The sequence below is a fragment of the Phyllobacterium sp. 22229 genome (assembly GCF_052056495.1).
Taxonomy (GTDB): domain Bacteria; phylum Pseudomonadota; class Alphaproteobacteria; order Rhizobiales; family Rhizobiaceae; genus Phyllobacterium; species Phyllobacterium myrsinacearum.
This window is the reverse complement of sequence record NZ_JBQEPA010000016.1, coordinates 1-24755: the sequence shown is the minus strand read 5'-3', so window position 1 is coordinate 24755 and position 24755 is coordinate 1. Positions and strand designations below refer to the sequence as shown.

Sequence of the window (24755 nt, the reverse complement as noted above, 5' to 3'; positions counted from 1 at the left end):
GCTTACAGCTCCCCTTTCTTGGCGCGGGGCGCGCGTTTCTTTGCAGGTTCAGCGGCGGCGGCAGACACGGAAGCGGCTTCCGGATTGAGAAGCGCCTCGACATCCGGGCGCGGCTCGCCCGCCTTGTAGACAGTCAGGAACTTGTCGGAGACGGAATCGCGCACCGCATTGAAGAAACGGCCGCAGCCATGAATGTGCCGCCAGCGCTCAAACTGCAGCCCCTTGGGATTCTGGCGGAAATAGAGGAAGGCGGCAAAGTCGTCGTCCGATTGTTCCGATATCGCCGGGGAGCGCACAAGATGCGCCTCACCCGCGTTGCGGAATTCCAGCTCCGGGCGCTCTTCTTCGCAATAGGGGCATTTGATGAGAAGCATTGTCGTCGTCTCGTTTCTTGAATCTGTCAGTGCGCCACGGCGGCGGCGGCGGCTTCGTCGATCAGGCGTCCGGTGGTGAAGCGCTCAATCGTGAACGGCGCATTGATCCGGTGCGGCTCGTCCCTGGCGATCGTGTGGGCGAACACATTGCCGGAGCCGGGCGTTGCCTTGAACCCGCCGGTTCCCCAGCCGCAATTGACGTAGAGACCGGGGACAGGCGTCTTGGCGAGGATCGGCGAGCGGTCGGGCGTCACGTCGACGATACCGCCCCAGGACCGCAGCATTTTCAGCCGTGTCAGCACCGGGAACATTTCGCAGATCGCGTCCAATGTGTGGTTGATGATGTGCAGGCCGCCGGTCTGGGAATAGGAGGTGTACTGGTCCGTCCCCGCGCCGATGACCATTTCGCCCTTGTCCGACTGCGAGATATAGGCATGCACGGTGTTCGACATGATCACGCACGGGATCAGCGGCTTGACCGGCTCGGACACCAGCGCCTGCAGCGGATAGCTTTCCAGCGGCATGCGCACACCGGCCATGTTCATGATGACGGAGGTGTGCCCGGCGGCAACCACTCCGACCTTCTTGGCATTGATCGGGCCGCGATTGGTATCGACGCCGACAACCGCGCCATTGGCAGCGCGGCGGATGCCGGTGACTTCACAGTTCTGGATGATGTGAACGCCGCGATCGGCAGCCGCGCGGGCATAACCCCAGGCAACGGCATCGTGACGGGCCGTGCCGCCGCGCCGCTGCAGGGCTGCGCCGATGATCGGGTAGCGCGCATCGGCGGACAGGTTGATCGGCGGGCAGAATTCCTTGACCTGTTCGGGCGTGAGCCATTCATTGTCGATGCCGTTGAGCCGGTTGGCATGGATATGGCGCTTGAACACCTGAACGTCGTGGATATTGTGCGCCAGCATCATCACGCCGCGCGCCGAATACATAACGTTATAGTTCAGGTCCTGGCTCAGGCCCTCCCACAATTTCACCGCATGTTCGTAGATGCCGGCCGATTCGTCGTAGAGGTAATTGGACCGGATAATCGTGGTGTTGCGGCCGGTATTGCCGCCGCCAAGCCAGCCCTTTTCCAGAACCGCGACATTGGTGATGCCGTGTTCCTTCGCCAGGTAGTAGGCGGTGGCAAGGCCATGTCCGCCAGCGCCAACGATGATGACGTCATATTCCGACTTGGGTTCGGGCGATGTCCATTGCTGATCCCACCCCTTGTGGGCACGCAATGCCTCGCGGGCCAAAGCAAACACTGAATATTTCCGCATCATTCAATCCTTTGCAGAGCTTTCGGCCGTTTCGTTTGACCTTGGCAGAGCGTTTTGTTCCACGATTTGCGAGAGCTTTATCCTGTCCTGAAATCGACATCGATTTTCAAGCGCAGGATCGCACTTTTATGCATCAGTAACGCATCCGCCCGAAGGTCTTTTGCCATTTTGCGACGGAGATTGGCGTTCCGTGCCGGTTATTCTAAAATTGCACGGGCACGCGAAGCGGCGGCGGGAAAGAATATCCGCCATTTTAAGCGGCTTCACCATGGACATTCCATTGCCATTCTGATAATGGCCTCGTCAGTTTGCGATGGATGACCGTCGCGAAGTTTGGATTGCTGACCCACTGACCAAGGATACGGGTTCAAATCCAGGCTCAACGAAATTCTAAGAGATACAGGATAAAACGTGCAGGTACTCGTACGCGAAAACAATGTTGATCAGGCTCTCCGCGTTCTCAAGAAGAAGATGCAGCGCGAAGGCATGTTCCGCGAAATGAAGATGCATGATCATTACGAGAAGCCCTCGATCAAGCGCGCCCGCCAGAAGGCAGAAGCCATCAGCCGCGCCCGCAAGCTTGCCCGCAAGCAGGCCCAGCGCGAAGGTCTTCTGCCAATGCCAGCACGCAAGGCACCGGTCCGCGCTTCCGCGGCTCGTTGATCAGCACTTTATTAACGCCTTGACACAATAACGGGGTGGAGTGGCTTGCGTCACACCGCCCTTTTTGCGTTTTCGATTGAACGGGATACCAAGAGTATGACACATTCGCTTGAAATGGTTTCGTATCGCGACCCGCAATCGGCATTCAAGGCGTTGCGCACCACCGGACTGGTGATCGCTTCGGTTCTCACCCTGGCTGTTGCCGGATGCCAGACCTCGACCTCCGACATGACCGGGATCGACAAGGCGCAAGGGTCTTCCGAGAACATCAGTTCGCTCGACAACGTCATCCGCAACAATCCCCGTGATCCCGAAGCCTACAATGTGCGCGGCTCTGCGTTTGGCCGGGCTGGCCGCAACAGCGATGCCATCAAGGATTTCAACACGGCGTTGCAGTTGAACCCGAATTTCTACCAGGCCTATGCGAACCGCGCGCTGGTCTACCGCAACATGGGCAACACGGCCCAGGCAGCGGCAGACTACAGCAAGGCCATCCAGATCAATCCGCAGTATGACGCCGCCTATATCGGCCGCGGCAATCTCTACCGCCTGTCGGGACAGCTCGACCGGGCCTTCAACGATTTCCAGCAGGCCATCCAGCTCAACACAACCGATCCCCGCGCCTATCACAATCGCGGCCTGATCTATCAGGCGCGCGGCCAGCACAAGCAGGCGATCGAAGATTTCTCCACGGCCATCTCGCTGCAGCCCGATGCGGCCGAGCCCTATAATGGCCGCGGCATTTCCTACGTGGCCATGGGTGATGACGACAACGCCTTTGACGATTTCAACAATGCGATCAAGCTGGACGGCACGATTGCCGAGGGCTGGGCCAATCAGGCATTGATCTACGAGCACCGCGGCGACAAGGCCCGCGCGGCGAAATCCTATGCCAAGGCGGCACAGCTCGACCCCAAATACAAGCCCGCCCTTGATGGCCTGGCGCGTACGCGCTCCTGATCCCATCCCATGAAGCGGTTCGTTGTTGTTTCCGCTCATCCTCTGAAAGAAAGCCTGTGCGGGCGCCTGACCGCGCTGGTGGCGGAACAGATTGCCGCGTCACCGCATGAATTGCAGCTGTTCGATCTTTATCAGCGTGGCTTTGATCCCAGGCTTTCGCCCGGGGAAAGGCAAAGCTACTACACCACGCAATATCACACGGCTGGCATCGCCCACGACTCCGCCGCATTGCAGAATGCCGATGTGCTCATCCTGGTTTTTCCCACCTGGTGGTTTGGACTGCCTGCCATATTGAAGGGGTGGATCGACCGGGTTTTCGTGCCAGGCACCGCCTATGATCATGCGCCGGACTTCGGCCGGATGATTCCCCGTCTCAATGCCATGACCGCCTGCATCGCCATCACCACGCTCGGATCACCCTGGTGGATCGACCGGCTGATCATGTTCCGTCCGGTGCGCCGTATTCTCGGCACGGCCATCATCGGCCCCTGCGCGCCCAAGACGCGCTTCTCCATGCTGTCGCTCTACAATTGCGAAAAGCTCGACCCGGCCCGGCTTACGGCCTTCGAACGGAAGGTCCGGCGGGCGATCCAGAAGACCCTGACATGAAAAAGCCCGCCGGTTTGGCGGGCTTTCCATTTGTTCCGTCAGCAACCGGATCAGTGATCCAGCGCCTTGACGATGTTTTCGACCATCTTCTTGGCGTCGGCAAACAGCATCATCGTGTTGTCGCGGAAGAACAGCTCGTTCTCGACACCCGCATAGCCCGAGCCCATGCCGCGTTTGATGAACAGAACCGTACCCGCCTTGTCCACGTCGAGGATCGGCATGCCGAAGATCGGCGATTTCGGATCAGTCTTCGCCGCCGGGTTGGTGACGTCATTGGCACCGATGACGAAAGCCACGTCGGCCTGCGCAAACTCGGAGTTGATGTCTTCCAGCTCGAACACTTCATCATAGGGAACATTGGCTTCGGCCAGAAGCACGTTCATATGACCGGGCATGCGGCCCGCGACCGGATGGATGGCATATTTGACTTCCACGCCCTCGGCCTTCAGCTTGTCGGCCATTTCACGCAAGGCATGCTGGGCCTGCGCCACCGCCATGCCGTAACCCGGCACGATGATGACCTTGGAGGCGTTCTTCATGATGAAGGCAGCATCATCGGCCGAGCCCTGCTTGACCGGGCGCTGTTCGACTTCACCGGCCGCAGCACCACCGGTCTCGCCGCCGAAGCCGCCGAGAATGACCGAGATGAACGAGCGGTTCATGCCCTTGCACATGATGTAGGACAGGATGGCACCGGAAGAGCCCACCAGCGCGCCGGTGATGATCAGCGCCAGGTTGCCGAGGGTAAAGCCGATACCGGCCGCAGCCCAGCCCGAATAGGAGTTGAGCATCGACACCACGACGGGCATGTCGGCGCCGCCGATCGGCACGATGATCAGCACACCCAGAACCAGTGAGAGCAGGACGATCAGCCAGAAGACGAAATGGCTTTCGCTCATCACCAGCGCCACGACCAGCACGACAATGGCAATCGCCAGACCGGCATTGAGCACATGGCGGCCCGGCAGCATGATCGGCTTGCCGGACATGCGGCCATCGAGCTTGAGAAAGGCGATGATGGAACCGGTAAAGGTGATCGCGCCGATGGCGACACCCAGCGACATTTCCACCAGCGCCTGCCCATGGATGGAGCCGACCTCGCCGATCCCGAAGGAGTTGGGCGAGTAGATGGCGGCCGCAGCCACCATGACGGCGGCCAGACCGACCAGCGAGTGGAAGGCGGCAACCAGCTGCGGCATGGCCGTCATGGCAATGCGTCTGGCCGTATAGGCACCGACGCCGCCACCGATGGCAAGGCCGATGACGATCAGGCCAAGGCCTCTGAAGCTCGGCTCGGCAAGCGTCAGCGTGGTGAGGATCGATATGCCCATACCGATCATGCCGTAGAAATTACCCTGACGGCTTGTGGTGGGATGCGACAGGCCGCGCAGCGCCAGAATGAACAGGACGCCGGAGACAAGATAAAGAAAAGCTGCGAGATTTACGCTCATTGCTCAGGTCTCACTTTTCTTTTTTCTTGTACATGGCGAGCATGCGATGGGTCACAAGGAAGCCGCCAAAGATATTGACGCTGGCAAGCACAAGGGCGATGAAGCCGAAGCCGGTGGCAAAGCCGCTGGCAGACAGGCCGACCGCAAGCAGCGCACCGACGACGATAACCGATGAGATGGCGTTGGTGACGGCCATGAGCGGCGTGTGCAGGGCCGGTGTGACCGACCAGACCACGTAATAGCCGACAAAGATCGCCAGAACGAAGATCGCGAGGCGAAACACGAAGGGATCGACGGCGCCGCCGGTCACCGCATGGGCCGCGGCACCAGCCGCTTCCGGCATGTTTTCAGCAGCCTGGCGAACCGTTTCGGCTGCCTGATTGAGACTATCAAGCGCTTTTTCGAGTGCGGTATCAGCCATCACGCCTCTCCTTCAGTCTTTTTGGGGGTCGCCGTCTTGGCCGCGGTTTTCCTGGGTGCAGCAGCCTTTTTCGGCGCAGCCTTGGCCGTAGCCTTCTTGGGTTCGGCCTCAGCCGGTGCGGCTGGCGCCGCCTTGGCTGCAACCTTTTTGGCCACAGGCTTTGCCGCAGGGGCAGCAGCCGTTGTCGCCGCAGCGGCAAAGTTCGGATGAACCACCTTGCCGTCATGGGTCAGCACGGTTGCCTTGACCAGCTCGTCATCGAAATTGATCTTGATGGCCTTGGCATCCTTGTCGACCAGCGTCTCGACGAAAGCCACAAGGTTCTTGGCGTAGAGCTGCGAGGCGGTCGCAGCGATACGGCCGGCGACGTTAAGGTGACCGACAATCTTCACACCGTCGACATCGACGGTCTTTCCCGCCACAGCCCCTTCGACATTGCCGCCGCGTTCGACCGCAAGATCGACAATGACCGAGCCGGGGCGCATGCGTGCATACATCTCCCGGGTGACGAGCCGCGGTGCGGGCCGTCCGGGAATGAGCGCCGTGGTGATGATGATATCCTGCTTGGCAATATGGTCGGCAACCAGCGCCGCCTGCTTTGCCTGATATTCCTTCGACATTTCCTTGGCGTAGCCGCCGGCGGTTTCAGCCGCCTTGAACTCGTCGTCCTCGACGGCAAGGAACTTCGCACCGAGCGACGCAACCTGCTCCTTCACGGCGGGGCGCACGTCCGTCGCGGTGACGACGGCGCCCATGCGGCGCGCCGTGGCAATCGCCTGCAGACCGGCAACGCCGACACCCATGATGAAAATCTTGGCGGCAGGAACAGTACCGGCCGCCGTCATCATCATCGGCAGAGCCCGGTCATATTCCCCGGCCGCATCGACCACCGCCTGATAACCGGCAAGATTGGCCTGGCTGGACAGAACGTCCATGACCTGCGCCCGCGTGATGCGCGGCATGAATTCCATGGTGAAGGCGGTGACACCCGCATCGGCCAGTTCTTTGACGGCAGCATCATTGCCGTAAGGGTCGAGCATGGCGATGACGACAGCGCCCTTTTTGTAGGATTTGAGCTCAGCGGCGGATGGACGCCGGACTTTCAGAACGACATCGGCGGTCCTGATGTCGGCGGTTTTGCCGATGGTCGCGCCCGCCGCTTCGAATTCACGGTCGGGAATACGGGACAAGACACCCGCACCGCCTTCCACAATGACTGAAAAACCAAGACCGATCAGTTTTTTGACCGTTTCCGCCGAACCGCCAACCCGCGGTTCATTTGCGTCGGTCTCTTTCGGTATGAACAGTGTCTGAGCCAAGCCCTCACCCCCAAGCATGTTGTCACTATACAGACAGTGGCCCGAAGACCCGCGCGCCTGCCCCGCTATGACGATTGGCAATCCTGGCGGCAGGCCCGCTCATGCAAGCCGATGTCAACAGGATTATCCGCCCGGCTCATGAACAACGCTGATGGAGCGTGTTTACAGAACGAACCAGGCAGCAACACAAATAAGAATAAACAGAATGGTGGCGGAGAAGAAGCCGCCGACGAAAAAACCAAAAGCCATCGCAACCATCAAGGCTACGCAGATAATCACACCCCATTTCGACAGAGCGATGAACAGATCATAGGTCTTTTCATGCTCGTTGTAGTCCATGGGTGCGCCCAGTTCTGCGGGCGCCGTGTCGTGATGTTCAGCCATGTTCAAACCTCATAAAGTCTTAGTCCTATTGGCAATAGCGAAAAGCCCGCAGCAGCGCAATGCGCAGATGGTCGCTGAAAAGCCTCCCAATCGATAAAAATGGCACCTGCGCTGATTTTACCGGCCGAGCATTTCGTCCCGCCGCATTCAGCTGAGCAGATGCGGGAAAAGTCCGGTCACACCGATGATGATCAGATAGAGCGCAACCACGTAATTGAGCAGGCGCGGCGCGATCAGGATGATGATCCCCGCGATCAGTGCGACGAGCGGCGCAATGGCAATTTGTGCAATCATGACAACGGTACTTTCCTGTTGAGTCTGGCCTTGTCGGTGGCCGGAGTTTTGGACAAGATCGGCAACAGGTCAAGCGCAAGTGTGCAGATCGTGCCGGAGAAGCGGTGCCTGCCGCCCGGTCAGCCGGCCGCCGCAATCCCGCCGTTGCGGGGCTTCACCGGCAATTGCACCATCTCGATATCGAAGTTCTTGGCGATATTCTCCGCCGTGGTGGCCGCGCCGTAGAGAAAGCCCTGCACATATTCGGCGCCGATCCAGCGGTTGATCAAGGCAAACTGCTCGCGTGTCTCCAACCCCTCGATTGTCACGGACAGGCCAAGCTCATGCGTCATCTGGACAATGCCGCGCAGAAGTTTCAGCGAACGGCCCTCCTCGGTGATATCGGTGATGAAGGAGCGGTCGATCTTCACCTTGGTGACCGGCAAATCCTTCAGATAGCTCAGGCTGGAATAGCCGGTACCAAAATCGTCAATGGCCACCTGCAGCCCCATGGCCTTCAGGCTCTGGAGAACGCCTCCCGTTGCCTCCCGGTCCGTAATGATGGCGCCTTCCGTCACCTCGACTTCGATCATCTCCGGTTCGACATTGTGACGCAACAGGGCGGAACGGATGATATCGGCCATGTCCATGTTCTGCAGGTCGTGCGACGACAGATTGATGGAAACTGCAATGCGCGAACCCCAGAGGCTGCAGTCCTTGATGGCCTGTTCCACAACGTTTTGGGTCAGGTCCGAAATCAGCCCCATTTCCTCCGCCATGGGAATGAACTCCGCCGGCGAAATCGGCCCGTATTCCGGATGGTTCCAGCGCGAAAGCGCTTCGCACCCGACCATGCGCAGGGTGCGGACGTTGATGATGGGCTGATAGGCCACCGACAGCGTACCCTCGGCAATGGCCTTGCGCAGATCCGACTTGAGCCGCTGCTTGCTGCGGAAGGACTGGTCCATTGTCTCGACGAAGACCGCCCAATGTTTCTGGCTGTCCTTCTTGGCGACATCAAGCGCCAGATCCGCATTCATGTGCATGACCGCCAGATCAAACTCCGCTGCGCAGACGATCACCACCCCGGCATGCGCCCCGGTCAGGATTTCATGGCCGGAGATCGTGTACTGGCCCGATATCGTTGCCATGATGCGCTCGACACTCTGCAGCAGATCATCACGTGTGGCGGCCTGGAACAACAGCACGAATTCATCGCTGCCGAATCGGGAAATCACCGGGTGCTTCACGTCGACCGAGGCAAGCCGGTCGGCAAAGGCGCGCAGCAACTCATCGCCGATGCGATGGCCGAACGTGTCATTGGTCCGCTTCAGACCGTCGACATCGACGACCATCAGGGCAATCTGCGTGCCCGGCTCGATGCCATCGATGTAGGTCCTGGCGATCTCGGCGAACTGGCTGCGATTGGGCAGACCCGTCAGGCTGTCATAGCGCGCCATGCGGCTGATCTGCGCCTCCGCTTCCGCCCGCCGGGTCACATCCTGAAAGATCAGCACCGTGCCGTGCTCCGGATCCGGCGTCGCGGTGAATTCATAATGACGCTTGGCGGGGGAGACGAACATATCGCGCTCCTTGCGGCCGCTGAGCAGGTCCTGCATCTTGCCGGACAACGAAGCCTGCGTTTCCTCGGGGAAATAGGCTTTCACGCGGGCAAGCCGCAACAAGCTCTGCAGGGAATGGCCATGAACCTGGTCGGGTTCGTCAAAGCCCATCATTTTCGCCGCCTTCATGTTGGCGACGGTGATCGTCTGATTGCGATCGAACATCAGCAGGCCTTGCGGCATGCCGTTCAGCGCAGCGTCGAAGTGGCTGACGACAACGCTCAATTGCTGTTTGCCCAGCAGTGCATCCCAGAGCGATTGCCGCAGCTTGGACGCAATGCGGATGTTGCTCCAGAAATAAGGCAGGATCAGCAGCGCCAGCAGCCAGTTGTAAATGCCGCCCAAGAGCACGAATGTCAGGAACAGCGGCGCCAGGACACCAATGGACATACCGATGACGACGGTCGGCGAAACGTAGTTGCGCGTGACCAGAGCCACCATCGATGCGACCACAATTGCAACGCTGGTGATGGCAGCCGAGGGGTCCGCGAGGACATAGATGCTGACCAGGCAAAGCAGGCCGAGCAGGATGCATGTGCTGATGGCCCCGACGAGATAGCGCCACTCCCATGTCCGCAGGTCGGCCATGGTGGCGGATGAAAGATCTTTTTGTTCGAATGCGTTGGCGTTTGCAGTACGCCCAAGCACAATCAGGAAGAATGCAAGGGCAAAAGCCGCGTAAATGGGGTGATCCGTTTTGACGTAAATGACGAGTGTCGCAAGAATCTGGATGACGGAGGTCCACCAGACAGCCTTCTTGTTCGCGTAAAGCGTGCGAAGAAACAAAATTTCGAGAAAAATACTCTCGTTGCGTTCAATTTTCATCAAAATGTCCGTGAATAACTGTACCCATAATTGGATACGTTAACGAATACTTTCGAACAAACGCCAACGATACTCAGATTATGTATGAGGCATGCATTTAGAATATTTATTTGCCCCCCATGTCAAACTGATATTTATCAAATGGGAAACAGAATTACCAATTCCTAAAAGGATTGAACCGGCGTCATAAACCGGCACCGCATGTTGGCCCTGGCCTGAAGGATCAGGCCGGACAGGCGACGGCATTGCTGTCGGGCTTGTCCTTGTCCGGGTTGGGATCGTAGAACGGACCGACCACCAGCGGCCTGTTGGGCAGCACGGACTCATCCGTATCGGATATCATGGTCCGGCTGATCGTCTGCAGCAGCTTGCCCCCGGCATCCTCGAGGCGGATCGTGACCTTGTATTCGCGATCGGCTTTCACGCATTTGACGGGCGGGCTGTCGACCGAAATCTTTTCGGCCGCGGGCCAAACGTTCTGCCGGACAATGAACGGCTCTCCTCCAGCCGGGTTTTCAAAGGTGGTCTCAAGCACGGCATCATCGGGAACCTTGCGGACCTTTGTGAGCGTCAGATGATAGGTCGCCTGGGCAATCCGGTAATTGAAGACAAACAGCTTTCCCGCAACGGCGAGATAGTCGCCCTCGCCGGAATCGCGGCAGGCCGCCAGGGCCAATGCGCCTGCCATTACGGGCAACAGAACAAGCCTGTGCCAGCGCGTCACGCCCCTATCCATGACCGGAGTCCGATGATTCGCGGTTGCGGCGATAGTGCCTTTGCGCCTTGGCGCGGTTTCCGCATACGGTCATGTCACACCAGCGGCGGCTGCGGTTGCGGCTTTCATCCAGATAAAGCCAATGACAATTCGGGCAAATCTTTACCCGCACCAGCCGCGCCGGCTCCAGAAGCCGCATGGCGGACAGGAAAGCGGCGGTGCCAAGCGACAGATCGCGCGCGCCCATGCCCGATCCCGGCAGCGCCAGGTCCTGCCTGCCCGGTTCATCGCACACCAGCGCCGAGCCAAGCTGCAGGAACGCGGCCATGTTCGCGGGCTGAAGCCCGCCGCCCCGCACAGCCGTGCGGAAGAGCGTGTTGATGGCCTCGCGCACGTCGATAAGCCGGTTGATCTGCGCCGGATGTTCCGGCGGGCGGAAGCGGGCATCGCCCCATTCGCCCTGCCGGAACTGCGCCGCAGCCCGGGCAAAGCCTTGCAGTTGCGAATGATCTGAAAACCGGTCCAGCGCCCGGTCGGGCGCATCACGGAAAACCACCGTGTTGGCCAGATCGAGAGCCAGCACGCCGCCACTGAATCGATGCGCATTCCAGTCAAAGGTCATGGCAAAATTCTAACTGGTAAAATCAATTTTGCAAGTTAGTATGAATGGAAATCTGCGGGTGACCGATGGCCTATTTCCTTCAACTGCTGATCAATGGCCTGCACAGCGCCGCGCTTTACGCGCTGCTGGCCTATGGCTATGTGCTCATCCATGGGCTGACCCATCGGACGGATCTGTCGCTCGGTGCCCTGTTTGCCTTTTCAGGCCAGACATTCATTCTGGCCACGGCGTTCGGCTGGACGGTCCTGTGGATGACATTGCCGCTGGCGCTCGGGTTCGGGCTGATGGTCGCTGCCATATATGTCGGCCTCGGCGGCTACGCCATCGCCAGACTGATCTACACGCCGCTCGAGACAAGCAGCCGGAATACGATTCTGGTGGCAACGCTCGGCCTCAGCATATTCCTGATGGAGCTGTCGCGGCTTGCCGCCGATACCAGGGATTATTGGCTGCCGCCGATGCTGGCTGAACCGGTGCAGGTGCTCGGTGCGGCTGCCGGCATCAGTCTGACCCGCATCCAGCTGATCAATATCGGCGTGGCCCTGATTGTCATCGCCTCGGGCGAACTGGTCATGCAACGCACCAGCGCCGGACGGATTTGGCGCGCAGTGAGCGACGAGCCCTTCGCGTCGTCCATGTGCGGGATCGACCCGCGCCGCGTCCGTACGCAAGCGATCCTTGCCGCCTGCGCGGTCTGCGCTCTCGCCGGTTTTCTCGCAGCGCTCTATTACGGCAATGTCAGCTTCAACACTGGAATGATCTTCGGCCTGAAAATCCTGTTCATCACCGCCGCCGGCGGTCTCTCAAGACCGCTGCATGCGGCATTGGGCGCTGCCGCAGTCGGTGTCGTCGAATCCCTGTGGGGCGGGTATTTTTCGGTCCTGTGGCGCGATGCCGCCGTCTTCGCGCTGCTGGTGTTTGTTCTCGCCCTGCGCACGAACAACAATGAGGCGGAGAGAATTTAACCCTGCAGGCTGTGGCCGCCGTCAACGGTGATGACGGTACCGGTGATGTAACTGCTGGCGTCCGATGCGAGCAACAGGACGGCGCCGTCGATGTCCTCGGGATCGCCAAGCCGGCGCATCGGGTTTTTGCCCTTGAGGAACCCTTGTGCCGGACCGTTCATGATGGATTCGTTGATGCGCGTCGGAAACCACCCCGGCGCAATGGCGTTCACCCGGATCGCATGGGACGCCCATTCCAGCGCCAGGGAGCGGGTCATCTGGCTGATCGCGGCCTTCGACATGGCATAACCCGCCGACCCCTTGACCGGGGCATCGGCAAGGATGCTGGACGAATTGATGATCGACCCGCCGACCCCGGCGGCAATCATCCGCTTGGCTGCCTCCTGGGCCACGAAAAATGCGCCCTCCACATTCACTTCAAAAATGTGCCGCAGCTGTTCACGCGTCGTGGTCAGCGCGCGCTCCATCGTGGCGACGCCGGCATTGTTGAAAACCACCGTGACTGTTCCAAGCCTCTCCTCGGCCTCATCAAACGCCCGCCCGATATCGGCGGCAACCGTCACGTCGGCAAGAATATTGAGAATGTTGGGGCTGTGTTCATGGTCCGGCGCCGATGTGCGCGAAATGGAGACAACATGTGCACCATGCGCGGCAAGCACCTGGACCATCCGCAGGCCCAGACCTGACGATCCGCCCGTTACGGCAATGGTTTTTCCTGCAACGGAAAGAGAAGAGGCACCTGTCATTACAATAAATACCAACCCCGGACTGCTTTACTCACTGTTAGACTGCCCGTGCAGCGATGACAACACCGAACCGGCACCGCCGCGAAAACGAAGGCCGGAGCGCGATATCGCGGGTTGATGCACCGGTATCAGGCTGGTAACACTTCAGATGGAATATTCGGGAGGGATAGCCGAAACCAACGTATTGCCGCCGTTTTCACGAGCGGCCGAAGGCTGTCCAGACGCGTTTCCCGGCAACGGAGGGTTGCCGGACGAGGGGGAGGAACTGCATGCCGGCTTTGCTTGCCGTATCGAGAGTCATTGACCGTTTCAACGCATTTGTCGGCCGCAACGTCGCCTGGCTGATTTTCCTGGCCGTGGTGGTGAGTGCCGGCAACGCCATCGTGCGCAAGGTGTTCAACCAGTCATCCAATGCCTGGCTAGAGTTGCAGTGGTTCCTGTTTGGCGGCGCGTTCATGCTGGCCGCAGCCTATACGCTGCAGCAGAACGAGCACATCCGCATCGATATCGTCTACGGCGCCTTTTCGCGCCGCGTGCAGCACTGGATCGATCTTCTCGGGCATCTGTTTTTCCTGATGCCCTTCGTCCTTCTCATGTGCTTTTACTTCGTCCCCTATGTCAGCCTGTCCTACCGCAGCGGCGAAGGATCACCCAGCGCCGGCGGGCTGGTGCAATGGCCGGGCAAGCTGATCCTGCTGGTTGGCTTCCTGCTTTTGGCCATTCAGGGCGTTTCGGAAATCATCAAGAAAATTGCGGTGATGCGCGGCGACATCCCCGATCCCAACCCGCCTCTCAGCCTGGAAGAGATAGCGGAACAGGAAGTCGCCATGGCGGAGGCGCGCAATGATTGAATTTATTGCGCAGAACATGGCGCCGATCATGTTCGCTTCGCTGATCATCTTCATGCTGATCGGCTATCCCGTCGCGTTCGCCCTTGCGGCAAACGGGCTGCTGTTCTTCTTCATCGGCGTTGAACTTGCCCCCTATTCCAACGGCACGATCACCCTCGACTGGCCATTCCTCTATGCCCTGCCCGAGCGGTTCTGGGGGGTGATGTCGAATGACACCCTGCTCGCCATTCCGTTCTTCACCTTCATGGGCATCATCCTTGAACGGTCGGGTATGGCCGAAGATCTGCTCGATACGATCGGCCAGCTGTTCGGCCCGATTCGCGGCGGCCTTGCCTATGCGGTCATCTTCGTCGGCGCCCTGCTTGCCGCCACCACCGGCGTCGTCGCGGCATCGGTCATCTCCATGGGCCTGATTTCACTGCCGATCATGCTGCGCTATGGCTATGACCGCCGTGTCGCATCCGGCGTGATCGCTGCGTCCGGCACGCTGGCGCAGATCATTCCGCCATCCCTCGTGCTGATCGTTCTGGCCGACCAGCTCGGACGTTCCGTCGGCGATATGTATCACGGCGCACTGATCCCCGGCCTCGTGCTGACGGGGCTTTACATGGTCTATGTCCTGACCCTGTCCATCTTCAAACCGAAATCCATGCCTGCACTTCCCGCCGAAGCGCGCACATTGGGATCAGGCGTCACATCGCTCATCATCGCCCTGGCTGTTGCCGGTGCGATCGCCTATGCGGCGATTGTCTGGCTGACACCCGTGGCGGGAACCAATGCGGATATCTGGGGCGCGACCATCGGCACCATCGCCGTCTACGTGTTCGCGCTGGCGGACCGCTCATTCCACCTCAATCTGATGTCGCGGCTGGCGCAGCAGGTCATTATCGTTCTCATTCCGCCGCTCGCCCTGATTTTCCTCGTCCTCGGCACGATCTTCCTCGGCATCGCGACGCCGACGGAAGGCGGTGCCATGGGGGCCGTCGGCGCCCTGCTGATGGCCGCATCGAAGGGGCGCCTCGGTTTCAGCGTCGTCAACCAGGCGCTGGCCTCAACGACCAAACTGTCGTCCTTCGTGCTCTTCATCCTGCTTGGTGCGCGGGTGTTCTCGCTCACCTTCTACGGCGTCAACGGCCAGGTCTGGGTCGAACACCTGCTGGTATCCCTGCCGGGCGGACAGGTCGGCTTCCTGATCGTCGTCAATATCCTCGTGTTCTTCCTGGCATTCTTTCTCGATTTCTTCGAGCTTGCCTTCATCATCGTGCCGCTGCTTGCACCGGTGGCGGACAAGCTCGGCATCGATCTGATCTGGTTCGGCGTGCTGCTCGGCATCAACATGCAGACGAGTTTCATGCATCCGCCCTTCGGTTTTGCCCTGTTCTATCTGCGCTCGGTCGCCGCCAAGGTGCCCTATATGGACAAGATCACCGGCAAGAAAATCCAGCCGATCACCACGGGACAGATCTACTGGGGTGCCGTGCCTTTCGTCGGCATCCAGATCCTCATGGTGGCCCTGACGATCATGTTCCCGCAAATGGTGATGCATTACACCGGCCCTGCCAGCACGATCAATCCGGCAACCATCCAGATTCCGAATTCCGATCTCGGCGGCGGCCTTGGCGGCGGTTTGGGTGGTGGACTTGGCGGCGGCCTCGGCACCGACCTCAGCGCGCCGCCGCTTGGCGGTCCGGCGCCCAACCCGGCGCAGCCCGCGCAACCGGCAGCGCCGGATTTGAGCCAGCCGCCCAAAATGTGACGGCAAACATGAAAAAGCCCGGCAGCGATGCCGGGCTTTTTGTTTGGTGAAACAACGGAGCTAGAGCTTGCCGTTGCGCTGCTGAACCATCATGAACGTATCGAAGGTGTATTCAGCCACCTGAGCATAGAGGAAATGCTCGTTGCGGAAAGCCTTGATGGAGTCCCAGATCTTCTTGAACGGTGCGTTGGTGGCTTCGATTTCCGCATAGACCGTATTGGCTGCCTCGAAACACGCATTGAGGACTTCCGGGGTGAACGGGCGCAGCTGTGCTCCGCCGGCAACCAGCCGCTTTATGGCCGGAGGATTCACATAGTCATACTTCTGCAGCATGTTGGCATCGGTTGCCTGGGCCGCCGTGCGGAACAGCGACTGGTAGCTTGGCGGCAGCGAATCCCATTTCTGCTTGTTGACCATGAAGCTGACCGTCGGGCCGCCTTCCCACCAGCCGGGATAGTAATAATAGGGCGCCACCTTCTGGAAGCCGAGCTTTTCATCATCATAGGGGCCAACCCATTCGGCCGCATCGATCGTGCCCTTTTCCAGCGACGGATAAATGTCGCCGCCGGCGATCTGCTGCGGCACGACGCCGAGCTTCTCCAGCACCTTGCCGGCAAAACCGCCGACGCGCATCTTGAGGCCCTTCAAATCCTCGACGGTCTTGATTTCCTTGCGGAACCAGCCGCCCATCTGCACGCCGGTATTGCCGCCCGGATAGGCCTGCAGGCCCTGCTTGTTGAAGAACTCGTTCATCAGGTCAATACCGCCGCCCTGATACTGCCAGGCATTCATGCCGCGGGCATTGAGCGCGAAGGGAACGGCAGCCCCCAGAGCCCAGGTGGGGTCCTTGCCCCAGTAATAATAGGCAACGGTGTGGCACAATTCGACCGTACCTGCCGCCGTCGCATCCGCCGCCTGCAGCCCCGGAACAACTTCACCCGCCGCGAAGGGCTGGATGACAAAATTGCCGTCTGTCGCTTCCTTCAGATATTTCGACAGGACCTCGGCACCGCCATAGATCGTATCGAGTGATTTTGGAAATGACGACGCACAGCGCCATGTGATCTTCGGCATCGACTGCGCGATGGCCGGCGCAGCCAGCGTGGTAGCCGCAGCCACCCCCGCGCTTGCAAATCCGGCATTCCTGATGAATGAACGACGATCCATATACTCTCCTCCCGTATTTTCGGTTCGGACCCCCCGGACAATCAGTCCATTTCTCCCGGTCCGCCGACCACCATACACACTCGACTCTTCAAGTCCAGACGCTGAAAACACAAACGGAGCGCGGTGCAAAGCCGGCGAAAATCCGGGGAAACCTCACAGAAAAGCCGTCTTTGCGGCCGAATGCGTCTTAAGGTCCGGACCCATTGGAAACACCCCCGAACTGCACTACATTCTATCGAGATTTGTTTATGGAGCATTCCCATGCGGCAGCCACTCGTCGCCATCACATCCGACGTTCGCGCCTTTGAAAACTACACGTGGCACGCAGCGCCCGACCAGTATCTGAAAGCGGCCTACGAAGCGGCGGGTGTCATTCCCCTGATTGTCCCGTCTTTCGGCGATGGCCTCGATATCGACGCCATTCTTGACGGCGTGGACGGAGTTCTGGTGACGGGCTCCAAATCCAATGTCCACCCATCGCTCTACGGCGTCGAGCCCACCGAGGCGCACGAGCCCTACGATCCCGCCCGTGATGCGACCTCATTGCCCCTGATCCGGCGCGCCATCGAGCGCGGTGTTCCGCTGCTCGCCATTTGCCGGGGTATTCAGGAGCTGAACGTGGCGCTTGGCGGCACGCTCGCCACCGAAATCCAGGAACTCGACGGCCGCATGGATCACCGGGCGCCGCAATCCGAGCAGCAGGCGGAGCGCTTTGCCATCCGCCACCCCGTGCGCATCAAGCCGGGCTCGTGCCTCGCCAATGTCATGCAGGCGGATATGGTTCAGGTCAATTCCGTGCACCGGCAGGCTATCGACAGGCCCGCGGCCCAGCTCGATATCGAAGCCGTGGCGGAAGACGGCACGATCGAGGCGGTCTCGGTCAAAAATGCCCGCGGATTTGCCGTCGGCGTGCAATGGCATCCGGAATACTGGGTGAAGAGCGACAATCCCTCGCGCAAGATTTTTGCCGCTTTCGGTGATGCCGCCCGGGCGCACAAGGCCAGCCGCGAAAGGCTTCAGGCGGCGGAATAGTGCCGGACTAGAACAGCGTCAGCCCGCTCGCCGACAGCGAGAGCAGGACAGAACGCGGCGCAACGCTGACATAGGCCCGTCCGTCACCGGGGCTGAATTCAACGATGGTTTTCCCCGCCTGATCCGCAAGAGCAATGGTTCCGTCCTGATTGTTGCGCCACTCCTTTGCCCCTGCAAGGGGTGCATATAGTGCCGCGCAACCCTCGGCAACGCGCACCGCATCATGGCCCGGCATGCCATTGCCCTGCGGGAATATCTTGCACTTTGCCGCGCCTCCCGGACTGCTGATGAGAAAGGTGGGCCGGTCAAACTCTGTCAGTCCAATGGAAGCGGTGGTTGTCGGATCAACCTGCAGGGACGGCGCGCTTGCAGACGACAAAAAACCCCCAAGCACCGCAGCGGCGGCGAAAAAGGCGGCAAGGCCAATCCCGGCAGGCAAACTCAGCTTCACGACGATCTCCCCGGGGATTACTGGCCTGGGGAGACCTTAGGCAAACAGCCTTAATCAAGCTTTAAGCCGCCCGATGAAAACGCGGCGATGAGCCCCGCTTACCGTTCCTTGGGTTTGGATGTGGATTGGCGGATGCGCAGTTCCGGCTTGATCAGCTCCTGTCGGGCATGGGTATCGGCGCCATTGAGCTGATCGAGCAAAGCACGCGCCGCACGCTGGCCGACCTCGCGCTGACCGTTCCAGACGGTTGTCAGCGCTGGCGTGGCAATCGCCGCCTCTTCCAGGTCGTCATAACCGGTCACGGAAATATCGACGCCAGGCAGCAGCCCGGCACGGGCAATGCCGTTCATCATGCCGATGGCAGCCAGGTCATTCCAGCAGACGGCCGCCGTGGGATGATCCTTCAATGCCAGAAACTGCGGGGCGGCGTCAAAACCGGCCTGCTTGGTGCGCGGTCCGGGAATGCGCCACTCCGGCTTGACCTCAAGCCCAGCCTTCTGCATCGCCAGAAGATAACCCTCGTAGCGGTCGCGGCCGGTCGAGGTCTGGTCCGTGCCGCCGACCATGGCAATCCGCGTATGGCCCAATGAAATCAGATGGTTCGTCGCCAGGCTGATACCGTAGGAATCATCGCCCCGGAACACCGGCACATTGGCATCCTTGACCGAGCGTGCAATCAGCACCACCGGCAGGCCATTGTCTTCGGCCATGCGGATATCCTCAGCCGGCGTGCCGATGGCCGGCGACATGATGACGCCGTCGCCGCCCAATTGCAGAACGGTCTCGATGAATGTGCGCTGCTTGTCGAGCTGGTCGTAATGGTTCGACAGGATGAAGGTCTGGCCGGAGCGATCAAGTTCACCCTCGATGGCGCGCAGGATTTCGGCAAAGAACGGGTTCATGATGTCATGAACCACCACACCGACAATGCCGGAACGCGACGTCCGCAGGCTGGCCGCGCGGCGGTTGTAGATATAACCGATGGCGCGCGCGTGTTCCTTGATCTTTTCGCGGGTCTGGTCGGCAACAAGGGGACTGTCACGCAGCGCAAGCGATACGGTTGCAGTGGACACTTTCAGCGCGTCGGCAATTGTCGATAGTTTGATCTTTTGCGCCAAAAACCGCCTCCCCGCCGTCTAGCCAGACAAGTACATTGTCATTCTCTGGCGTTATGCCATTGCAACCCGATAAATCAAAGCCCTTTCGCCGCCTGTGCTCTGCAAAGCAGCATTGAACCGGCTACGCCCGGATGCAGACGCCGGTCAGGACTGCCGCCGCAACCGGTGCTCGCGATGCACGACGTAAAGCCCGCTGCCGATGACGATGACCGCGCCGGCAAGCGTGTAAACATCGGGAAACTGGCCGAAAAACACATATCCGAACGCCAGCATCCAGACGATCTGCAGAAACGGGTACGGGGCGAGTGCGGCCGTGGTGGCGCGCCGGTAGGCGAGAATGATGAAATAGTGCCCGACCCCGCCGAAGAAACCGAGCATGAGCAGAAGCATGATCTGGAACCAGGTCTGCGGCATCACGGCCTCGGTGATGGCGGGCGAAATCAGCACGGCGGGCGCGAGCGCGGAGAAAAAGATCAGACTTTCCGGTGATTCGGTGGCAGCCATGCGGCGGGTCAGAAGCACGTAGAGCGAGTAGCTGAGCATGGCCAGTATGGAATAGGGCAAGCCGGGATTGAGCGTTCCAAAGCCGGGACGCGCGATGATCAGCACGCCGATGAAGGCCACGATGATCGCCGCCCAGCGGCGCCAGCCAGCCCACTCCCCCAGCAGTGGTCCAGCCAGGGCAGCAATGACCATCGGCGCGGCGAAGGTGATCGTGATCGTCTCGCCCAGCTGCATGGTCTGCAGCGCGTAGAAGTTGAAATAGGTAGAACCGAACAGGCACAGGCCGCGCAGCAGCTGAAAGCGGATGCTCTTGACCCTGAACAGCGCCGGATTGGTCCAGCCGCGAAAGAAGATGAGAACCAGCACCGCATGCTCGGCAAACCGCATCCAAGAAATGAATGCGGGCGGGATGCCCTGTAGAACCAGGTATTTGGCGCTCGAATCCAGACAGGAAAACAGGATACCTGCCGCAAAGATGTAAAGAATTGCGGCAGCAGGAACGGCTTCCTGAGAGGAAGGAGCGGGTACGGACAAGGAGCTAACCAATCAGACGGCGGGAAGTGCCATCATGTTAGCAATTTCACAGCATTTGTAACGGTAAATCGCCCGGAGCGAAGAGAAAACTACTCTTCGTCGCCCTCGTCATCCTCGTGGTCATCGTCAGGACCGGTCTGGCGCAGCAATTCGGCAGCCGACAAATTGATCTCCAGCCGCTGCAGCATTTTGATCAGGGCCTTGCGTTCCTTCTTGTCGAAACCCTTCATCGCATCCTTCTCGGTCTTGCGGATGGATTTTTCGATCGCCCTGATTGCTTCATTGCCGGTATCGGTCAAAAAGATATGGGCCTGGCGCTGATCTGTCGCCGACCCTTCCTTCTTGACGAAACCCTGCGTTTGCAGCCGGGAAATGGTTTTGGTGATTGTCGGCGGCCGGACGCCGAGGCGTTTTGCCAGAACGCTCGGGGACAGGCCGTCCTCATGCGCCAGTTGCAGCATGACGGCATCCTGCCCGGCATAGAAACCATGGGCCAGCAGCCGGGTTGCCAGGGCCGTTCGCGTCAAGCGAGCGGTTGATTGCAGTCGATGAAGGATGAGAGGCTTGCGTTCCTTGACCATTCAGATTCCTGCTCGCTGTGAACCCATTGTCCGGTTGATGATAAGGCGGCTAGCTCTTTTTGGTAAATGGCAATTATCAGGCGAAGAATATCGGCGCTGCACAGTCCTCAATTGTATCGAAAACAGCCCTTGGCGCCCCAACATTCAGCTCCGCACCATAAGTCCAATCCCCCGATGAATCCGCGTTACAATTCTTATATGACATTCTGATGAAATTTGCCGACGAATTGCTGCCGCGCCCGAAATAAGCCTGTAAAAATCCATCTGCGGGCGCCTATCCTCGGTGCATCGCGCCATTTATGCTAACAGCATCCATGCAACCCCGTGAGTGCCCCATGCCCGCTTCCGCCGCCAGAACGATTGCCCTTCTTCCGCTTGGCGCCCACGAGCAGCATGGCCCGCATCTGCCGTTCGAGACCGACACGCTGATTGCGCAAGGGCTTACCGGGCGCCTGAAACAGGCGCTCCCCTCCACCCTTGCGGTTGATATCCTGCCGGTTGAACCGGTCGGCTACTCCATCGAGCACATGGATGTGGACGGCACGAAGACGCTCGCCTTCGACGCGGCTGTCCGGCGCTGGATCGACATCGGCGAGGGCGTCGCCGCGCGCGGCCTGTCCAAGCTGGTGATCCTCAACGCCCATGGCGGCAATGCACCGCTGATGACCATCGTCGCGACGGAACTGCGTGTTCGTTGCAATATGCTTGCCGTGGCAACAAGCTGGACACGCTTTGGTTTGCCGGATGGCTTGATCTCGCCGGAAGACAAGGCGCTCGACATTCATGGCGGCTTTATTGAAACATCGGTGATGCTGGCGCTCTACCCGGAAACAGTCGATATGACCAAGGCGCAGAACTTTGATTCGAGCCAACGCGCCTATATCGGTGACTACAAGCACCTGCGCGCCTACGGTCCGCACGCGTTCGGCTGGAAGATGTCGGATCTCAACCGGCTGGGCGTTGCCGGCAATGCGGCCCGCGCCACGGCGGAAGCGGGCGAACAGATCATTGCCCACAGCGTGAAAGGCATCATCGAACTGCTTGAGGATGTCGACCGCTTCGACGTTGCGGTTTTGCGGCCGTGACAGGCTCAATCCGGTTGAACAAACCATTCATGCAATTGAATACAGTTGATGTAGCAAAAGCGGCTGCGATCACCTATATCCTGTGTTCATCCATTCAAAGAGGCACACGATGAGTGAAGCTCAGACGACCACCAGTGCAGCGCCCGACGCGGTGCGCGCGCCCCAGATCCCCGTTACCGTCCTGACCGGTTATCTCGGCTCCGGCAAGACGACGCTGCTCAACCGCATTCTCAGCGAAGACCATGGCAAACGTTATGCTGTTATCGTCAACGAATTCGGCGAGATCGGCATCGACAATGATCTGATCGTCGAATCCGACGAAGAAATCTACGAAATGAACAATGGCTGCATCTGCTGCACGGTGCGCGGCGATCTGATTCGCGTTGTCGAGGGCCTGATGCGCCGTCCCGGCCGTTTCGACGCCATTATCGTCGAAACAACCGGCCTTGCCGATCCCGTCCCCGTCGCCCAGACCTTCTTCATGGATGACGATGTGCGCAGCAAGACCATGCTGGATGCCGTCGTGGCGCTCGTCGATGCAAAACACCTGCCGCTGCGCCTGAAGGACAGCCGCGAGGCGGAAGACCAGATTGCCTTTGCCGACGTCGTCCTCCTCAACAAGACCGATCTGGTTACGCCGGAGGAACTCGCCGCCGTCGAAGCCACGGTGCGGGCCATCAATCCCTATGCCGTCATTCACCGGACCGAGCGCGCCAGTATTGACCTGACGCGGGTGCTTGACCGCGGCGCTTTCGACCTGACGCGCGCCTTGGAAAACGATCCGCATTTCCTCGACCACGATCATCCCGATCATGCCTGCGGCCCCGATTGCGACCATGATCATGATCACGCGCACCATCATCACGATCATGGGCATGATCACGGGGGGCATGATCACCATCACCACCATGATCATGCCTCGCCGATTCACGACACAACGGTTGTTTCGGTCTCCTTGCGTGCCGGCGAACTCAATCCCGACAAATTCTTCCCGTGGGTGCAGAAGATCACCCAGGAACAGGGCCCGAATATCCTGCGCCTCAAGGGCATTCTCGCCTTCCGCAACGATCACGAGCGCTATGTCATCCAGGGCGTCCATATGATCATCGAGGGCGATCATCAGCGGGCCTGGAAAGACAACGAAAAACGCGAAAGCCGGCTTGTCTTCATCGGCCGCGACCTCGACCATGATGCGCTGAAATCCGGACTTGAAAGCTGCCTTGCCTGATGCCGACCATTGCCCCGCTTGATCTCGCCGGCCATTGCGTTGACGCGCGCTTTATCCAGGATGTCCCCTTCTTCGCGCTTGCCGACGGCAGCGTCCACCGGCTCGACAACGGCCACAAGACCGTGGAAGCCCATGACGGCCTTCTCTGTGCCATCGCCGCATTCGATGGTAAGTCACTGCTTACGAGCGGTGAAGATGGCCGCGTCTGCTCGATCGGCCTGAACGGGGAAGTGACCGAGCTGAGCAGGATACCGCGCAAGTGGATGACGGCTCTGGCGGCGGCACCCAACGGCGCCATAGCCTATGCCTCGGGAAAAACCGCCTGGGTGCGCGCACCCGACGGATCCGTGCGGGAACTCACGCATGAACGCAGCGTCGAAGGACTTGCCTTTGCGCCCAAGGGCCTGCGGCTGGCGGTCGCCCGCTACAACGGCGTGACGCTGCACTGGCCGGCAACCAACGGCACGCCGACCGAGCTTGAATGGAAAGGTGCCCATGTTTCGGTGATTTTTTCGCCCGACAACCGTTTTCTCGTTACCTCCATGCAGGAGAACGCCCTGCATGGCTGGCGCCTGGAAGACAACCGCCATATGCGCATGACCGGCTATCCCAACAAGGTCAAAAGCTGGTCATGGAGCCCCAAGGGGAAGTGGCTGGCGACATCTGGCGCACCGGCAACGGTCGTCTGGCCGTTTTCCGGCAAGGACGGTCCGATGGGCAAGGCGCCGCTCGAGCTTGGAACCCGCGGCGACAGCACGGTAACGGCAGTGGCCTGTCATCCGGTCGAGGATATCGTCGCCATCGGTTATTCCGACGGCATGATCCTGGTCGGGCGCTTCGGCGACCAGAAGGAAGTGCTGCTGCGCCGCCCCGGCAAGGGCGCGATTTCGTCCATGGACTGGGACAGGACCGGCCATCGTCTGGTGTTCGGCAGCGAGAGCGGCGACTGCGGCGTGGTTGATATCACCGCATAGGTTGCGCTGTTATTCTTGCCCCTTTTATAAACACCAAAACCCGGTTTATGGCGGTGTTTTGGTGTTTTGTGAGAAGCTGGTTCTGCGATTGTGAGTTGGTTTTGGTTTTGGGGGACGGCTTTGTCCGTTCGGCCTTAAAACAGTCTGGTTGACTGTTTTGCCGGGCTCTGCCCGGACGCCCTCACCCTTCAGGTTCTTCGCCTGACGTGAGACTGGGTGTTTTGAGATGTATCTGGGAGATTGGT

The 24755-nt window shown here is 59.8% G+C and carries 26 protein-coding genes; 10 read left to right on the top strand and 16 right to left on the bottom strand.

Annotated elements, in window-relative coordinates:
- Positions 1-2: 2 nt before the first annotated feature.
- Both ACTJJ7_RS19020 and ACTJJ7_RS19015 read right to left on the bottom strand, forming a co-directional pair.
- Positions 3-374, bottom strand: coding sequence for a sarcosine oxidase subunit delta (locus ACTJJ7_RS19020; RefSeq protein ID WP_130269570.1), 372 nt, complete (start codon positions 372-374; stop codon positions 3-5).
- A gap of 26 nt (positions 375-400) precedes the next feature.
- On the bottom strand, positions 401-1654 hold the full coding sequence (locus tag ACTJJ7_RS19015; protein ID WP_105733032.1) for a sarcosine oxidase subunit beta: 1254 nt from the start codon (positions 1652-1654) through the stop codon (positions 401-403).
- A 411-nt stretch (positions 1655-2065) separates the two neighbouring features.
- Between ACTJJ7_RS19015 and rpsU the strand changes: the two genes are divergently transcribed.
- From rpsU to ACTJJ7_RS19000, 3 genes are all read left to right on the top strand, one after another.
- Positions 2066-2317 (top strand): 30S ribosomal protein S21, encoded by a 252-nt coding sequence (gene rpsU / locus ACTJJ7_RS19010; RefSeq protein ID WP_099997993.1) that lies wholly within the window; start codon positions 2066-2068, stop codon positions 2315-2317.
- Between the two features lie 114 nt (positions 2318-2431).
- Positions 2432-3277, top strand: coding sequence for a tetratricopeptide repeat protein (locus ACTJJ7_RS19005; protein WP_245420996.1), 846 nt, complete (start codon positions 2432-2434; stop codon positions 3275-3277).
- A gap of 9 nt (positions 3278-3286) precedes the next feature.
- Positions 3287-3886 carry an NAD(P)H-dependent oxidoreductase gene (locus ACTJJ7_RS19000; RefSeq protein WP_440968482.1) on the top strand — a complete coding sequence of 200 codons (600 nt, stop codon included), beginning with the start codon at positions 3287-3289 and terminating at the stop codon, positions 3884-3886.
- 50 nt (positions 3887-3936) lie between these two features.
- Here the strand turns inward: ACTJJ7_RS19000 and ACTJJ7_RS18995 are convergent, their stop codons facing one another.
- From ACTJJ7_RS18995 to ACTJJ7_RS18960, 8 genes are all read right to left on the bottom strand, one after another.
- The gene (locus ACTJJ7_RS18995) at positions 3937-5337 is read right to left on the bottom strand and encodes an NAD(P)(+) transhydrogenase (Re/Si-specific) subunit beta (protein WP_105731853.1); all 1401 of its coding nucleotides are present in this window, start codon (positions 5335-5337) and stop codon (positions 3937-3939) included.
- Positions 5338-5347: 10 nt separating this feature from the next.
- Complete coding sequence (locus ACTJJ7_RS18990) at positions 5348-5758, bottom strand: NAD(P) transhydrogenase subunit alpha (protein WP_105731852.1); 411 nt, start codon at positions 5756-5758, stop codon at positions 5348-5350.
- The gene (locus ACTJJ7_RS18985) at positions 5758-7077 is read right to left on the bottom strand and encodes a Re/Si-specific NAD(P)(+) transhydrogenase subunit alpha (RefSeq protein ID WP_440968481.1); all 1320 of its coding nucleotides are present in this window, start codon (positions 7075-7077) and stop codon (positions 5758-5760) included. The genes ACTJJ7_RS18990 and ACTJJ7_RS18985 overlap by 1 nt, the downstream gene beginning before the upstream one ends.
- Before the next feature lie 162 nt (positions 7078-7239).
- Positions 7240-7461, bottom strand: coding sequence for an aa3-type cytochrome c oxidase subunit IV (locus ACTJJ7_RS18980; protein ID WP_105731851.1), 222 nt, complete (start codon positions 7459-7461; stop codon positions 7240-7242).
- Between the two features lie 147 nt (positions 7462-7608).
- On the bottom strand, positions 7609-7755 hold the full coding sequence (locus tag ACTJJ7_RS18975) for a DUF3096 domain-containing protein (RefSeq protein WP_091878304.1): 147 nt from the start codon (positions 7753-7755) through the stop codon (positions 7609-7611).
- Positions 7756-7874: 119 nt separating this feature from the next.
- A complete protein-coding gene (locus ACTJJ7_RS18970; protein WP_440968480.1) occupies positions 7875-10181 on the bottom strand; it encodes a putative bifunctional diguanylate cyclase/phosphodiesterase in 2307 nt (768 codons plus the stop codon).
- A gap of 223 nt (positions 10182-10404) precedes the next feature.
- Positions 10405-10905, bottom strand: a complete 501-nt coding sequence (locus ACTJJ7_RS18965; RefSeq protein WP_440968479.1) for a hypothetical protein — start codon at positions 10903-10905, stop codon at positions 10405-10407.
- Positions 10906-10909: 4 nt separating this feature from the next.
- Positions 10910-11518, bottom strand: coding sequence for a CGNR zinc finger domain-containing protein (locus ACTJJ7_RS18960; protein WP_440968478.1), 609 nt, complete (start codon positions 11516-11518; stop codon positions 10910-10912).
- Between the two features lie 65 nt (positions 11519-11583).
- On the opposite strand from ACTJJ7_RS18960, the gene ACTJJ7_RS18955 reads away from it, so the two are divergent.
- Complete coding sequence (locus tag ACTJJ7_RS18955; RefSeq protein ID WP_440968477.1) at positions 11584-12483, top strand: branched-chain amino acid ABC transporter permease; 900 nt, start codon at positions 11584-11586, stop codon at positions 12481-12483.
- Here the strand turns inward: ACTJJ7_RS18955 and ACTJJ7_RS18950 are convergent.
- Positions 12480-13229, bottom strand: coding sequence for an SDR family NAD(P)-dependent oxidoreductase (locus tag ACTJJ7_RS18950; protein ID WP_105731846.1), 750 nt, complete (start codon positions 13227-13229; stop codon positions 12480-12482). The two genes, ACTJJ7_RS18955 and ACTJJ7_RS18950, sit on opposite strands and share 4 nt — an antisense overlap.
- A gap of 269 nt (positions 13230-13498) precedes the next feature.
- On the opposite strand from ACTJJ7_RS18950, the gene ACTJJ7_RS18945 reads away from it, so the two are divergent.
- The gene (locus tag ACTJJ7_RS18945) at positions 13499-14080 is read left to right on the top strand and encodes a TRAP transporter small permease subunit (protein WP_105731845.1); all 582 of its coding nucleotides are present in this window, start codon (positions 13499-13501) and stop codon (positions 14078-14080) included.
- Positions 14073-15836 (top strand): TRAP transporter large permease, encoded by a 1764-nt coding sequence (locus ACTJJ7_RS18940; RefSeq protein WP_105731844.1) that lies wholly within the window; start codon positions 14073-14075, stop codon positions 15834-15836. The genes ACTJJ7_RS18945 and ACTJJ7_RS18940 overlap by 8 nt, the downstream gene beginning before the upstream one ends.
- A gap of 60 nt (positions 15837-15896) precedes the next feature.
- Here ACTJJ7_RS18940 and ACTJJ7_RS18935 read toward each other — a convergent pair whose 3' ends face one another.
- The gene (locus ACTJJ7_RS18935) at positions 15897-17003 is read right to left on the bottom strand and encodes a TRAP transporter substrate-binding protein (RefSeq protein WP_440968476.1); all 1107 of its coding nucleotides are present in this window, start codon (positions 17001-17003) and stop codon (positions 15897-15899) included.
- 261 nt (positions 17004-17264) lie between these two features.
- Here ACTJJ7_RS18935 and ACTJJ7_RS18930 point away from each other — a divergent pair, with 261 nt between their 5' ends.
- Positions 17265-18035, top strand: coding sequence for a gamma-glutamyl-gamma-aminobutyrate hydrolase family protein (locus tag ACTJJ7_RS18930; RefSeq protein WP_440968475.1), 771 nt, complete (start codon positions 17265-17267; stop codon positions 18033-18035).
- Positions 18036-18042: 7 nt separating this feature from the next.
- On the opposite strand, the gene ACTJJ7_RS18925 is transcribed toward ACTJJ7_RS18930, so the two are convergent.
- From ACTJJ7_RS18925 to ACTJJ7_RS18910, 4 genes are all read right to left on the bottom strand, one after another.
- On the bottom strand, positions 18043-18486 hold the full coding sequence (locus ACTJJ7_RS18925; RefSeq protein WP_440968474.1) for a hypothetical protein: 444 nt from the start codon (positions 18484-18486) through the stop codon (positions 18043-18045).
- A gap of 98 nt (positions 18487-18584) precedes the next feature.
- Complete coding sequence (locus tag ACTJJ7_RS18920) at positions 18585-19604, bottom strand: LacI family DNA-binding transcriptional regulator (RefSeq protein WP_105731840.1); 1020 nt, start codon at positions 19602-19604, stop codon at positions 18585-18587.
- 144 nt (positions 19605-19748) lie between these two features.
- Positions 19749-20642: a DMT family transporter gene (locus ACTJJ7_RS18915; RefSeq protein ID WP_440968473.1), complete on the bottom strand. Its 894-nt coding sequence runs from the start codon at positions 20640-20642 to the stop codon at positions 19749-19751.
- Positions 20643-20731: 89 nt separating this feature from the next.
- On the bottom strand, positions 20732-21223 hold the full coding sequence (locus ACTJJ7_RS18910) for a MarR family winged helix-turn-helix transcriptional regulator (RefSeq protein WP_105731839.1): 492 nt from the start codon (positions 21221-21223) through the stop codon (positions 20732-20734).
- Between the two features lie 335 nt (positions 21224-21558).
- Here ACTJJ7_RS18910 and ACTJJ7_RS18905 point away from each other — a divergent pair, with 335 nt between their 5' ends.
- The 3 genes from ACTJJ7_RS18905 (at position 21559) to ACTJJ7_RS18895 (ending at position 24510) form a co-directional block, all read left to right on the top strand.
- Complete coding sequence (locus ACTJJ7_RS18905) at positions 21559-22308, top strand: creatininase family protein (protein WP_425374703.1); 750 nt, start codon at positions 21559-21561, stop codon at positions 22306-22308.
- Between the two features lie 109 nt (positions 22309-22417).
- Positions 22418-23536 carry a CobW family GTP-binding protein gene (locus tag ACTJJ7_RS18900; RefSeq protein ID WP_130269550.1) on the top strand — a complete coding sequence of 373 codons (1119 nt, stop codon included), beginning with the start codon at positions 22418-22420 and terminating at the stop codon, positions 23534-23536.
- Positions 23536-24510, top strand: a complete 975-nt coding sequence (locus ACTJJ7_RS18895; RefSeq protein ID WP_130269548.1) for a WD40 repeat domain-containing protein — start codon at positions 23536-23538, stop codon at positions 24508-24510. Before ACTJJ7_RS18900 ends, ACTJJ7_RS18895 begins: the two co-directional genes overlap by 1 nt.
- Positions 24511-24755 lie beyond the last annotated feature (245 nt).